12 protein-coding genes are annotated in these 13,332 nt (G+C 66.5%); 7 read left to right on the top strand and 5 right to left on the bottom strand.

The genetic code is table 11. The features are described 5' to 3' along the window. Positions 1–5 precede the first annotated feature (5 nt). Genes EL249_RS00535 through ilvA form a run of 4 tightly spaced genes read right to left on the bottom strand, consistent with a single transcriptional unit; the run spans position 6 to position 6,311 of the window. Positions 6–2,366: a CHASE2 domain-containing protein gene (locus EL249_RS00535; protein ID WP_005675036.1), complete on the bottom strand. Its 2,361-nt coding sequence runs from the start codon at positions 2,364–2,366 to the stop codon at positions 6–8. Positions 2,367–2,375: 9 nt separating this feature from the next. Next, positions 2,376–3,917, bottom strand: coding sequence for a FecR family protein (locus EL249_RS00530; protein WP_040530240.1), 1,542 nt, complete (start codon positions 3,915–3,917; stop codon positions 2,376–2,378). A gap of 35 nt (positions 3,918–3,952) precedes the next feature. Beyond that, positions 3,953–4,687, bottom strand: coding sequence for a response regulator transcription factor (locus EL249_RS00525; protein ID WP_005675038.1), 735 nt, complete (start codon positions 4,685–4,687; stop codon positions 3,953–3,955). 43 nt (positions 4,688–4,730) lie between these two features. After that, the gene (gene ilvA / locus EL249_RS00520) at positions 4,731–6,311 is read right to left on the bottom strand and encodes a threonine ammonia-lyase, biosynthetic (RefSeq protein ID WP_005675039.1); all 1,581 of its coding nucleotides are present in this window, start codon (positions 6,309–6,311) and stop codon (positions 4,731–4,733) included. A gap of 122 nt (positions 6,312–6,433) precedes the next feature. Between ilvA and EL249_RS00515 the strand changes: the two genes are divergently transcribed. From EL249_RS00515 to EL249_RS00500, 4 genes are all read left to right on the top strand, one after another. After that, on the top strand, positions 6,434–6,922 hold the full coding sequence (locus tag EL249_RS00515) for a YqaA family protein (protein ID WP_040530241.1): 489 nt from the start codon (positions 6,434–6,436) through the stop codon (positions 6,920–6,922). Between the two features lie 367 nt (positions 6,923–7,289). Beyond that, positions 7,290–7,619, top strand: coding sequence for a hypothetical protein (locus EL249_RS00510; protein ID WP_126348022.1), 330 nt, complete (start codon positions 7,290–7,292; stop codon positions 7,617–7,619). Positions 7,620–7,959: 340 nt separating this feature from the next. Further along, a complete protein-coding gene (locus EL249_RS00505; protein WP_005675043.1) occupies positions 7,960–9,294 on the top strand; it encodes a WD40 repeat domain-containing protein in 1,335 nt (444 codons plus the stop codon). Between the two features lie 21 nt (positions 9,295–9,315). Next, positions 9,316–9,777 (top strand): HIT family protein, encoded by a 462-nt coding sequence (locus tag EL249_RS00500; RefSeq protein WP_005675044.1) that lies wholly within the window; start codon positions 9,316–9,318, stop codon positions 9,775–9,777. Positions 9,778–9,820: 43 nt separating this feature from the next. Here the strand turns inward: EL249_RS00500 and EL249_RS00495 are convergent, their stop codons facing one another. Then, entirely contained in the window at positions 9,821–10,366 is a 546-nt protein-coding gene (locus tag EL249_RS00495; RefSeq protein WP_005675045.1) for an MliC family protein, read from the bottom strand. Between the two features lie 259 nt (positions 10,367–10,625). Between EL249_RS00495 and EL249_RS00490 the strand changes: the two genes are divergently transcribed. The 3 genes from EL249_RS00490 (at position 10,626) to EL249_RS00480 (ending at position 13,235) form a co-directional block, all read left to right on the top strand. Next, positions 10,626–11,078 carry a gamma-butyrobetaine hydroxylase family protein gene (locus tag EL249_RS00490; protein ID WP_005675046.1) on the top strand — a complete coding sequence of 151 codons (453 nt, stop codon included), beginning with the start codon at positions 10,626–10,628 and terminating at the stop codon, positions 11,076–11,078. A gap of 124 nt (positions 11,079–11,202) precedes the next feature. Further along, positions 11,203–11,943: a bifunctional demethylmenaquinone methyltransferase/2-methoxy-6-polyprenyl-1,4-benzoquinol methylase UbiE gene (gene ubiE, locus EL249_RS00485; RefSeq protein ID WP_005675047.1), complete on the top strand. Its 741-nt coding sequence runs from the start codon at positions 11,203–11,205 to the stop codon at positions 11,941–11,943. 335 nt (positions 11,944–12,278) lie between these two features. Beyond that, positions 12,279–13,235, top strand: a complete 957-nt coding sequence (locus EL249_RS00480) for a Tim44 domain-containing protein (RefSeq protein ID WP_005675049.1) — start codon at positions 12,279–12,281, stop codon at positions 13,233–13,235. Positions 13,236–13,332: the final 97 nt, after the last annotated feature.

Here is a 13,332-nt window from a genome sequence, read left to right as displayed (position 1 = left end):
TGCATCTATACGTCCTGCATGCTTTGCGGCAGGCAGATTTCAAAACATGCGCCCCCGGTGGGGTGATTGAATACACGGATGGTACCGCCGTGGCGCGCAATGGCTTTGTGAACCATGGCAAGGCCCAGCCCGGCACTGCCCTGGGACGACTTCTTGCCGGTGGTCTCGGAACCTGCCGACTGCCAGAAGGGCTTGAAGATGAGCGCCTGCTTGTCGGGCGGCACGCCGGGGCCGTGGTCTCGGATGGTAATGCGGAAATGCGGTGCCTGATTGATCAATGTCACTTCGATGCTGCTGTCGATGGGACTGTGGCGGATTCCGTTCTCCACCAGATTGGAGAAGGCGCGGCGCAGCAGGTCGGCGTCGCAGCGCAGGATGGCCGCGTCCACCGGGTTGAAGGTCAGGCGGACCTTCTTGGCGTTGGCCGAGAACCAGGCCAGGTCGATCACTTCGGTGAGCAGGTCGTTGAGGTCGTGCTCCTCGGGCTGGATGGGCTTGATCTCGGCGCGGGTGTAGGCCAGGAAGCCGTCGGTGAGTTCCAGCGCGCGGCGCGACTGGCGGGCCAGCTCGTCCAGACCGGCGCCACGCTCGGTGCTGTCGGTGGTGGTGCGCAGTTTCTCGATGATGGCCAGGATGGTGGCCTGGGGCGAGCGCAGGTCATGCGACAGGAAGGAGAGGGTCTCCTCGCGCTCGCGGTCGGCCAGGCGGCGGGCCGTCAGGTCCACGAACTGGATCATCCAGCGGCGCTCGTCGGCGCTGGCACCGGTGGCCGCCACGTCCACCCGCCAGTGGCGGCCCTGCGTGTCCTGGTATTCACCGGCCAGCTGGCAGGGCTCGTCCTGGAAATTGCGTGGCAGCTTGCCGAAGATGGTCCGGAAGCAGTCCGACAGGGTGGTGCAGCATTCGCCCACGTTGCCGAAGGCGTTGAGAAAGCGCTGGTTGCGCAGCAGCGGCCGCTGTTCGTGGTCGGCCACCAGGACCGGGTGGGGCAGGCTCTGCAGGCTGTCCGACAGGAAGCGGTTGAGCTTGGCCACCTGCTGGGCGGCCATTTGCACGCGGTTGAGCTGGGCCGAGATGGGCTCGTGCGAGACAGGTTCTGCACTGCGGGCGCCGAAGACGCCGCCAAACAGCTCCAGGGAGCGGGCCTGGCGCAGCAGGCCTGTCGAGGCAACCGACAGCCGTCGCCAGCTCCAGAGCGGGTAGCCCAGGCAGATGGAGATGAGCATGTCGCCCGGGGCCAGCCACCAGCCGGCGCGGAAGGCCAGCCAGCTGGCCAGCAGGATCAGGCAGCTGGCCACCACCACGATGATGAGGCCCAGGAACGGGCTGGTGCGGTAGAGCAGCAGCATGGTGAGCAGCACCACCAGGACTTCGATGCTGCCCTGCAGGGGGGCCGACAGCGGCTGCTTGAAGTGATGGATGATCTGCGCTTCGGCGGCGACGGCATGCAGCTCCAGCCCCGAGATGCGCCGGGGCCGGGCATCTTCCAGAGGGCTCACAAAGAAGTCGCCCGAGCCGATGGCCGTGCTGCCCAGCAGGACCTTGCGCCCCTTCAGCTGGTCGGGCGAGATGTCACCGCGCAGCAGGGCGGCGGCCGAGAGGGTCGGCGGCAGCTGCTTCAGCGCGCCGGGCAGCATGGGATCCTGCACGTCCCAGCGCCGCTCGAGCAGCATGTTCAGCGTCTCGTTGCGGTTGCTCTGGGCCGTGCGGTCCACCAGGGCCCAGGACAGCGCCGGCAGGTGGCCTTCTTCCATGTACAGGCCGCGCACCAGGCCGTCGCGGCCGGAATGGAAGGTGATGTGTCCCAGCGTGTTGCCCGCCGCGATGAGGTCCAGCGGGTAGAGCGGCAGGTAGTTGTTGGTGCCTTCTTCCTTGCCCACGGCCAGAATGATGCGGGTTCCCTGGCGTGCGGCATTCTGCAGCGCGGTGCGCAGCAGCTGGTCGTCGTTTGGGCGGGACGAGACCTCGGCAAACAGGATGTCGATGGCCAGCGCTTCAGGGCGGCCTTCGGCGATGCGGTTGATCAGCGCGGCCAGTACCGGACGCGGCCAGGGCCAGCGTCCCACCTGCAGCATGCTGATGTCGTCGATGTCCACGATCACCACCTGACCGGAGGGGGGCCGGGCATCGTAGCCCAGCGCCAGGTCGTACAGGCGCAGGCTCAGGTAGTCGGGCGGCGAGGCATGGTCCGTGCCGTTGGTGGGGTCGGGAATGCGCTGGTCGCTGGTCAGGTACTGCGGCCAGGGCCCGAACCAGATGGTGCCCGCCAGCAGCAGGGTCGTCAGCAGGCTCCATTCCAGCAGGGGCCGGTCGCGCGGGGCAGAGCGGGCCATCCTGCCCAGCAGGCGCCGAAGGAAGCGGATCATCGGCGCGGGTCAGCGAGGAGAGAGCAGGAGGAAGTCACCGTGGCCGGTACGCACGGGCTCATCGCTGCCCGTACGCACGGCCGGCAGAGGGCGGGCCTCGATGATGGGCGCCCCCACACGCAGCCGGAATTTCTGGGGTTCGCTCCATGGGCCCTGTCGCCCCTTCTCGACGCAGGCCACCCGCCACCAGCGCTCCAGCGGTTTGCGGGTGTCCAGACGGATGAGATCCTCGGGGTGGATGGCCACCTCGTCGTGCAGCACCTGGGCAAACTCGGCGTCGCCAGCGACCTGGATGCGGTAGGTGCGGTCTGCCGCGCTGGACGTCTTGCCGCCCGCCTCGGTCGTGCCGCCCGCAGCAGACGTGTCGGGCGTGTCCAGCCACCGGAATCGGACAGGCCGGTCGTCGACCTGCACCTCGTCAGGCTGCGGCTGCAGCCGGGGCGGGAGCGGACGGGCCAGGACCTGCACCTCGGTGGTGCCGACATAGCCCTCGATGCCCGTGCGCGAGATGGCGCTGACGCGCACATAGTGGGGGCCGTCCTGCCGCGACGGCAGCACGAAGCCGGGTTCCCGGGTGCGGGTGTCCAGCAGCACGGCGCTGAAGTCGGGCCGGGTGGAGACTTCCACGTGGTAGGCCGCGGCATCGCCCGCGAGAGCGGGCAGTGGCAGGTGCGGGGCGGTCTGCGTCCAGGTGCGGCCCTGGATGCCGCCCAGATCGGGGGCGGGCAGCAGCTGGGCCACCACGGGCTTGCTCTTGGCCGTGAACCAGGCGCCCTTGCCCGCGTCCACGTCGGCCGTGGACTTGCGGTTGCCGGCGGCCACCCGGCCGCGCAGCACTTCCACCGTGCTGCGCTGGCCTTCGGCATGCACGCGGAAGTGCGTGCCGCGCACGGCGGCGTTGCCCGAAGGCGTCCTGATGTTGAGTGGGCGGCTGCGCTTACCCGGAGAGTCGGGCTCGATGCTGCCGTGCCGGAGCAGGAAGCCGGCGTCCAGATGGCGTTCGCCGTGGTAGGCGCGCAGCCGCTCCAGCCGCACCTCGGTGGCCGACGGAATGCGCAGCCGCGTGCCGTCGGGCAGGGTGATGACGGCGGCGCTGTCCGGGCCGGTCTGTACCGTGGTGCCTTCGGGAATGGCGGCGCCATCATGCGCCGGCTTTCCGTTCAGCTTCACCTGGTTGGAGGCTGATTCCAGCAGGGCCTGGGCCACCTTGGGCTTGAGCCAGCCGGGCAGCATCCTGAGCGTGGTGCCTGGCTGCAGATGGCGCGGGTTGCCGATGTGGTTGAGCTTCTGCACGTCGCGCCAGCGCTCGGGGGTGTCGAGCTTTTCGCGCGACAGGCCCAGCAGCGTGTCGCCGGGCTGGACGTGGTAGAGGAGGATTTCGTTGTCGGCGGGCTTGGCCGTTGCCGACGGGGCGGCCGGCGTGCCGCCCGTTGATGTGGATGTGCCTTCTGCCAGGGTGAGGCCCGCCGGCAGGGTAGTCAGCAGGGCAAGCAGCCACACGCCGCCATGACGTGCCGGACAGCAAAGGCGGCCGGCGTCGGGCCGTTCCATGGGGGTCACGCCATTTCCTTCAGGTTGGGCTTCTTTCAGCTGTTTTCCGCGGGCGCAGGGGCGCCGCCATCGGCATCCTCGCCCTCGTCGCGCAGCCGCTCAAGCCGATAGCCGTAGCTGTAGACCGGCGCCAGCAGGTAGCCGCTTTCCGGCCGCAGCGTGAGCTTGCTGCGCACGCGCGAGACGTGGGTGTCCATGGTACGCGAAGGCACCTCGGAATCACGCCCCCAGACGGCCTCGCGGATGTGCCCGCGCGACAGCGGCTTGCCGATGTTGTTCAGGAACAGCAGCGCCAGCTGGAATTCCTTTTGTGTCAGTTCGACGATACGGCCGCTGTCCTGCGCGGTCTGGCGCTGCAGGTCGAAACGGAAACGATCGTATTCGAAGATGGTGCCGTGGATGTCGCCCAGGCCGGCGCGGCGCACCAAGGCCTTCAGGCGGGCACGCAGCTCGCCGGCGCGGGCAGGCTTGACCACGAAGTCGTCGGCACCGGCATCCAGCGCGCTGATGACCTCGCTCTCGGCGTCCTGCGAGGTGAGCACCATGACCGGCAGCGGGTTCTTGCGTTCGCGCAGCAGTCGCACCAGCGCCTTGCCGTCCATGCCCGGCAGCATGAGGTCGACGATGCAGGCATCGAAGCTCTCACGCGGCAGGGCCGCCAGGAAGGACGCGGCCTCGTTGAAAAGATGGCAAGTGTCCCCTTCCACGCTGAGCGAATGGACCAGCTGCGAAGCCACTGCCTTGTCGTCTTCAATGATCGCTATTCTCATCGCCGTATTCTATCGCACGTCCCCGGGCGATATGTGCATCGTTTCATTCTGGGGACGAAATTTGTGTAAAAGGTTGTCCTGACAGTCCGGCAGTGTCGGACAGGTTGTTTTCCGCTGTCAAGAACAGGCGGTAGGCGGGATGTTCCGATTCGTTCCGGTACGGGTACCCCAGAGCAGCCAGCACCTGTTCATAGCGGGGCCGGTCCTCCAACGGTACCTGAATACCGGCCAGGGCGCGCCCAAAGTCCGACCCGTGATTGCGATAATGGAACAGCGAGATGTTCCAGTCGGCGGGCAGGGCCTCCAGGAAGCGCAGCAGCGCCCCGGGGCGCTCGGGGAACTCGAAGCGGTACAGCACCTCGTCGCGGGCCAGCAGCGAGCGTCCGCCCACCAGGTGGCGCAGGTGCGACTTGGCCAGATCGTCGTCGGTCAGGTCCAGGGTCTCGAAGCCGGCCGTGCGCAGCCGGTTGGCGATCCGCCCGGCTTCCTCGCGGCCGCTGACCTGGATGCCCACGTAGATATGGGCCTTGTCGGAATCGGCAATGCGATAGTTGAACTCGGTGACGGAATGACGGCCCACCAGTCGGCAGAACTGCAGGAAGCTGCCGCGCCGCTCGGGGATGGTCACGGCAAACACCGCCTCGCGGGATTCACCGATCTCGGCGCGTTCGGACACGAAGCGCAGGCGGTCGAAGTTCATGTTGGCGCCGCTGGCCACGGCCACCAGGGTGCGGTCCTGCACCTGCTCGCGCTTGGCCCAGGCCTTCAGGCCGGCCAGTGCCAGCGCACCTGATGGCTCCAGAATGGCCCGGGTGTCCTCGAAGGCGTCCTTGAGCGCCGCGCAGATCTGGTCGGTATCCACCAGGATGATGTCGTCGACGTACTCCCTGCACAGCGCGAAGGTCTCGTCGCCCACGCGCTTGACCGCCGTGCCGTCGGCAAACAGTCCCACGTCGTCCAGCGTCACCGGCTGGCCGGCTGCCAGCGACTGGCGCATCGCGTCGGCATCGTAGGTCTCCACCCCGATGATCCTGATGCCGGGGCGGATGGCCTTCACGTAGGCGGCGATGCCCGCGATCAGCCCGCCGCCCCCGATGGCCACGAAGATGGCGTCCACGGGCGCCCGGTGCTGGCGCAGGATCTCCATGGCGATGGTGCCCTGGCCGGCGATCACGTCCGGGTCATCGAACGGATGCACGAAGGTGAGGCCCTGTTCGGCCTGCAGTTTCAGGGCGTGCTGGTAGGCGTCGCTGAAGGATTCGCCCTGCAGCACCACCTCGCCACCGCGGGCGCGAACCGCATCCACCTTCAGGGTGGGGGTGGTGACGGGCATGACGATGACCGCCCGACAGCCCAGCTTGCGTGCCGACAGTGCCACACCCTGGGCATGGTTGCCGGCCGAGGCGCAGATCACGCCCCGGGCACGTTCCTCGGCGCTGAGGTTGGCCATCTTGTTGTAGGCGCCGCGCAGCTTGAACGAGAAAACGGGCTGCATGTCCTCACGCTTGAGCAGTACCCGGTTGCCCAGACGGGCCGACAGTGCCGGTGCGGGATCCAGCGGCGTTTCTTCCGCCACTTCGTAGACGCGGGCGTTCAGGATCCGTTTCAGGTACTCGATGGACATGGGCAGAGGAACAGGCTGGGATAAAGGAATGCGGTCCCTATAATACGGCGCTTTTGCTGCACTCCTTTCGGGCGGCGTGAGACCCTGCCATGGTCCCGCTGCCCGGCCGCCGGGCCATTTCAATGCTCCAGACACTTCTCGACCAGGCGCTGACCTGGTTTGCGCTGCCCAAGAACGGGCTGGCCACCGTCTTCGTGGTGGCGCTCGTCTCGGCCACCTTGCTGCCGCTGGGTTCCGAACCCGCCGTTTTTGCTTACGTCAGCATGCGGCCCGACCTCTTCTGGCTGGCCATGGTGGTGGCTACCGCCGGCAACACGCTGGGGGGCGTCATCAACTACTGGATGGGGCGTGGTGCCAAGCATGTCATGGCGCCCGACCGTCAGACCCATTACCTGAAGTGGTTCGAGCGCCTGGGCCCGCGTGCGCTGCTGTTTTCCTTCCTGCCCGCGGTGGGTGATCCGCTGTGTGCCGTGGCCGGCTGGCTGCGCCTGCCGCTGGCTCCTTCCATCCTGTGGATGGCACTGGGCAAGTTCCTGCGCTACGTGTTCATGACCGGCATGCTGATGTGGGTGCCCGACAGCTGGTGGGCCTCGCTGAAGGGACTTTTCTGAGACTGAATCATGAATGCCCGGTGTTCATGTGATGAATGAAGGCCGTTTTTGCGGTGCACCCCGTTCGGGTGTCTCTTTCATCCGACAGACGGGGGCTGGCAGGGGATCGGTGCAGCCCCGGGCTTGCTGCATTGCAGGGACGACAAACGGCTTCATTCGGGGAAGAAGCGGCGTCTGACGCACGGTCTGCGGGCCTTTTTCACGGATTTTCCGGGGCCGACTTCAGGGCTTTGCTGCGTTGCAGCATGTTATTTGATTCGTGAATATGGGTTATTGATAGGCGGGGGTTGTCGTTGTCGGGGCGATACAGCATTCTCTGCGCTGAGCCCCTTTCTTGCACGTCCTTTCCGTTTCGGAGCTTCCGGAAATGCCCCCCCACACGTCGGCCACGCTGCCCGCAGATGCAGCTGTGGTTCAATCCGCCCCGACAACCCCGTCTGCATCGTACAACGCAGAGCGCTTGGCCATCGTCAAGCTCATGGCGGTGATGACTGCCCTGGCCGTTGCCCTCATCGTCGTGGTCACCACCTGGTTCACCGAGCTGAATGCCATCTCGGGCATGATGGATGACTTCTGGGCCCATGCCCGCACCAAGGTCATCGGCGGTGGCATCGGCATCGGCGTATTGGCCATTGCCATGGTCTCCACCTGGGTGAAGCTCGTCAAGCGTCTGGCGCGCGTCGACTGGATCGACTGATCGACGGTCGGCGCGCCTGCCGCCTGTTTCCTGAGGGACGGCGTGCCTGTCGTTCCCGTCCGACCTGACACAACCTGCCATCTCTGTCACGCTTCTTGCGTTTTGTGTTGGGCTGTGCGGCATGGGCGCAACGTTTCCATGAAAGAATGCTGCAGCAAGCCTTTCCATTGCGCGCAGCATCATGACTGAATTTCGCTCGTTCCTCGCCCGCCGCGTTCGCGTCGGGCAGTCTGCTGCCACGTCCGTGGTGGCCCATCCCGCAAGAATCCCTGTTTCCAGTCACCCTGGCTTCGCCCGGCCCGGTCCACGGCGCGCCGGCTGGCTGGTGCTGTCTGCCGCCATGCTAATGCTGGGCTGTTCGGCCGCCGGCAGTGGTGACGCCGGCACGGTTGGCGCTGCTGGCGGAGGCGGAGCAGGGAGCAGTGGTGGAGACTCTTCCATCTCCGCCGTCACCGGTACCAAGGGTTGCACCACGCTCCTGGCCAAGCACAAGCAGCGTCGGCTCAAGTCCATCGACACCCAGGCGGGCGCGGGGCAGGGCGTGCCCGATCTGCCCCGGCCGAAGAAAGGCCTGCCGGAGGCCGATCCGGCCTACGGCAACTGCGTGGTGCGCGTCACCGATCATGCCGAGGAGAAGCTGGCGCGCTTTGCCCGGCACGACTACTCCCGCCGCCAGGCCTTCAATGCCGATGGCAGCCGCATCCTCATCGGTGCCAACGACGGCACCTGGCACCTGTACGACGGCAACACGCTGGAGTATGTGGAAAGGCTCTCCAAGCCGGCTGGCGATGCTGAGTTGCAGTGGCACCCCACCGATCCCGACCTGCTGTACTTCATGCCCGCCAACGGCCTGGGCATGATGCTCTACGAGCTGAACGTGAAAAACGGCTCGGTACGCGAGGTGGCAGACTTCGGCGACCGCCTGAAGAAGATCTGGCCCGGCGCGGCCGCGGCCTGGACCAAGGCCGAAGGGGCGCCTTCGGCCGACGGTCGCTACTGGTGCTTCATGGTGGACGATGCCGAGTGGCACTCGCTGGGTGTCTTTGCCTGGGACCTGAAGGAAGACCGCATTCTGGGCAAGATGGACACCAAGGGTGACCGGCCTGACCACGTGAGCATGAGCCCCGGCGGCAAGCGCTGCGTGGTCTCGGGCGACACCGAGGGCGTGGGCACTCGCGCCTGGACGCTGGACTTCAAGAACTATACCCAGCTGCACCACAAGTCCGAGCACTCCGACATTGCCGTGGACGGGAAAGGGCGCGATGTCTATGTCTCCATCGACTATCAGAGCCCCGACGGTGACGTCTTCATGACCGACCTGGAAACCGGCAAGCGCACGACGCTCTTCAAGACCTACCTGGATCACAGCGCCACCGCGCTGCACTTCTCGGGGCGGGCCTTCAAGAAACCGGGCTGGGTGCTGGTCTCCACCTACGCGGCCGATGGCAAGCGTCAGTGGCTGCACGAGAAGCTGATGGCTGTGAGCCTGACGCCCAATCCGCAGGTGAAGGGGCTGGCCTACCACCATGGCGCCTACAATGGCTACTGGACCGAGCCGCAGGCCACCGTCAATCCCGATTTCACTCGTGTGCTGTTCAACTCCAACTGGGGCTCGCGCAGCGACACCGACATCGACAACTACATGGTGGTGCTGCCCAAGGACGCCCTGGACTGACCTGCCTTTGCCGGATCAAGCATGACTGACACTCGCCCCCTGGAAGCCCCCGATTGCCCGCTCTGCCATCCGGCGGGGGAAGACGTTCTCTGGCAGGACGAGCGGTTGCGCGTCATTCACGTGGGAACCGAAGCGGGGCAGCCTGCCTATTTCCGGGTCATCTGGCAGCAGCATCTGCCCGAGATGACGGATCTGTCCGATGCCGACAGGCTGTATCTGTGGCGCGTGCTGTCGGTGCTTGAAGACGGCGTGCGCCTTCATTTCCGGCCCGCCAAGGTGAATCTGGCCAGCTTTGGCAACCAGGTGCCGCATCTGCACTGGCACATCATCGGTCGCTGGCCGTCCGACCCACAGTTTCCGGGATCGGTCTGGTCGCCGGTCTTGCGCCCGGCTGATAGTGAAGAGCACCGTGCCGTGGCGGAACGGGTCTCGGCAGCGCTGCCGGCCTTCCGAAGCTGGCTGGCCGGCGCGCTTTCTGCGTGAAGATCTTCATCCGGGCCCGGCCTTCGGCGCGGGCCCTTCAGGATCAGTTGGCTTCCAGGCAGCGATAGAGCAGCGGGCCGTCCACCACTTCGTTCACGCCGCTGGCGGGCACCAGGCCGGCAATGATGGCCTCATTGCGCTTGCTGTGCCACGAGAAACCCTGGTGACGCGGCGACAGGGCGTCGGACGTGACATAGCGCGAGCCCGAGGCGGCGGGGCCTTCGTGCAGCGTGTATTCCTTGTTGCCGAACTTCAGCTCCACCACGGCATCGCCGGGCTGGTTGTCGGCCGGCATCTTGTAGACGGCCTGCACTTCCTCGGTGCGCACCAGACCCAGTGCCTGGGCTTCCTTGGTCGGCACGCAGCTCATCGTCATCGTGGCGGTCACTTCCAGGTTGCTGGCCGGGGCCGGGGCGGTCTGGGCAGCAGCCGGTGCGGCAGCCTCTTTCGTGGTGGTCGAGGCGCTGTCCTTCGACGAGGGCAGGTGGCTGCAGGCAGCCAGCGCCAGGCCGGCCAGCAGGGCAGCAGCCTGCAGCGGCAGGCGGGACAAGGCCGGCTGGCTGCCGGCGGCGGAAACGTGTTTCGACATGGAATGCAACTCCTGGTGAGTGCTGGCGAAGGAAGGAACCCTGGCGGCTGCGTGACGCGCCACTGGGCACACAATATCGAGGCCGCCGCAAAACAGCAACGGCCGACGGTCTGCCGCCGATGACCGACGGGCGAGAACGTATCGGCCCGCGCCAATCGGGTACCATCACAGGATCGGCGTGGGCCTGGCCCCGTCTGAAGATTATCAGAGTCTGCCCGGCAGGCACTGTTCAACAACCCGGTGTTGCAATCCCGTCATCATGGCTGGCCTGGCCCAGAATACCCCGCTTCCCACCAACATCGTTGTCCACCAGCGCTCGCGCGAGCTGGGTGTGGACTTCAGTGACGGCTCCGCCTTCCGCTTCAGCTTCGAGTTCCTGCGCGTCAATTCGCCCTCGGCCGAGGTGCAGGGCCATTCGCCCGACCAGGCCGTGCTGCAGTACGGCAAGCGTGAAGTCCTGATCACCGAGATCGAGCAGGTGGGCAATTACGCCATCCGCCCGGTCTTCAGCGATGGCCACGGTTCCGGCATCTATTCCTGGGACTATCTCTACCAGCTGGGCAAGGACCAGGACGTCCTCTGGAAGGACTACCTGGCGCAGCTTGAGGCCCGGGGGCTCAGCCGCGACGGCAACGCCGAACCTCCCCCACCCAAGCACCACGGCGGCTGTGGGGGTGGCGGCGGCTGTGGCAGTGGCGGCTGCGGCGGCTGATCCTGTACTCGCTCCCTCTTGCGTCCGGCCGCTGCCGGGGCAATCTCAGGCCCCGCGGCGTGCCGTTTCCGGGTGAAGGCACGCTTCTCACCCGCAGACAAAAACACCATTCACGGAGGCTTTCATGCCCGACACCCACGAGAAAACCCACTTTGGCTACCAGCAGGTCGATGCCACCGAGAAGGCTGGCCGGGTGCGTGGCGTGTTCGATTCGGTGGCCAGCCGCTATGACCTGATGAACGACCTGATGTCGGGCGGTCTGCACCGGCTCTGGAAGCACTTCACCGTGGGGCAGGCAGCCCTGCGCCCCGGCATGAAGGTGCTGGATCTGGCCACTGGCAGTGGCGACCTGGCCCGTGCCATGGCCAAAAAGCCTGGCGTCGAGGTCTGGATGACCGACATCAACGCCGCCATGCTGGCCGTGGGGCGTGACCGGGCGCTGGATGACGGCTTGACCGTCCCCACCGTGCAGTGCGACGCCGAGAAACTGCCGTTCCCCGACAAGAGCTTCGATCGTGTGACGCTGGCCTTCGGCCTGCGCAACATGACCCACAAGGAAGAGGCCCTGAAGGAGATCCACCGCGTCCTCAAGACCGGCGGCAAGGCACTGGTGCTGGAATTTTCCAAGGTCTGGGAGCCGCTGCGTCGCCCCTACGACGCCTTCTCCTTCGGTGTGCTGCCCCTCATCGGCAAGGTCGTGGCCCACGACGCCGAGAGCTATCGCTACCTGGCCGAATCCATCCGCATGCACCCCGACCAGGAAACCCTGGCCCAGATGTTCCGTGACGCCGGCTTCGGTCAGGTGCGCTACTTCAACATGACCGCCGGCGTGGTGGCCCTGCACCAAGGCGTGCGGCTGGACTGATTCCGGGCCTGACCTGATCCCTTGCCCCGATCTCGCCGGGGCGGCCTGCGGTACGCTGCATGTCGGGCCTGCCGCCCGCTGGTTCGGGGGGCTGCGCAAACGGGCATTGTGGTTTTCCGCATCCTGTTGTATTTTGGCGGACCGCCCCCATCTACGGCGGAGGTCACACCACACACCGTGTTTTCGTGCACGTTGGGTGGTCGATCCGGGCAGATGCCCGGTAGATGACCGAAAAAGCCTGGCCGAGCCCTCGGCCCCCGGGAAGGCGCCCATTTTCGGCCTTCCCCAGTTTCCCCGTTGCCCAACCACACATTCGCTTGGACAGAGGAACTCACATGAAAAAATTCCTGATGATGCTGATGGTCGTGCTGGCCAGCTCGGTCATGTTCATTACCGACAGCGCCGAAGCCGCCCGGATCGGTGGCGGCCGCAGCATCGGTCGCCAGAACAGCACCATTCAACGTACCGCGCCGGCTCAGCAGAACAACGCCATGGCCAACAACCGGCAGCAGCAGGCTGCCCAGGCCAACAACGGCCGTCGGCCCGGCTTCGGCATGGGCCTGCTGGGCGGTCTGGCCGCCGGCCTGGGCCTCAGCGCCCTGGCCTCGGCCTTCGGCCTGGGTGAAGGCTCCGGCATCTTCTTGCTGATGATCCTGCTGGCCGGCCTGGCCATCTTTGCCTTCCGCATGTTCGGCAAGCGTCTGCAGCAACAGCAGCAGGCACAGGCGGCCGGCAGCGGGGCCCCGTTTGCCGGCAACCTGCGTGACGCCTTCAACAACAGCGGCAAGCAGGGCCAGAACGACATGTTCCGCCAGAACAGCAACGCCGGTGGCCTGTTCAGCCAGACGCCGGCCGCCGGTGCGGCTCAGGCGCCTGCTGCTGACTCGACCGTCAGCGGCTACACCGCCGCCATGCAGGTGCCCGGTGGTTTCGATACCGAAGCCTTCGTGCGCCAGGCCAAGGTCCAGTTCGTCCGCCTGCAGGCGGCCTTCGATGCCCGCAACGCCGACGACCTGCGCGAGTTCACCTCGCCCGAGATGTTCGGCGAGCTGAACATCGACATGATGCAGCGCGGCAGCGCCCCGCAGACCACCGAAGTGGTCGAGCTGAACGCCGAACTGACCGGCATGCACCAGGAAGGCCCCATCCTGGTGGCCAGCGTGCTCTTCAGCGGCCTCATCCGCGAAGAGCCCAACAGCCCGGCCGAGCCGTTCTCCGAGATCTGGAACTTCACCCGCCCCGCCTCCGGCGCTTCCGGCTGGGTGCTGGCCGGCATCCAGCAGCCCAACTGATCGGCTGATCGGCACCCAGGCCACGGCGCTGCCTGCCGGCGCCGGGCAGGTCGGGGGCGGCACCTTCACGGAGGTTGCGCCCCTGGTCTCGCCAGAC

The sequence above is a fragment of the Lautropia mirabilis genome (assembly GCF_900637555.1).
In the GTDB taxonomy this organism is placed as follows: Bacteria; Pseudomonadota; Gammaproteobacteria; order Burkholderiales; family Burkholderiaceae_E; genus Lautropia; species Lautropia mirabilis.
The sequence above is the reverse complement of the archived record's forward strand: the minus strand, read 5'-3'. Positions and strand labels throughout refer to the sequence as shown.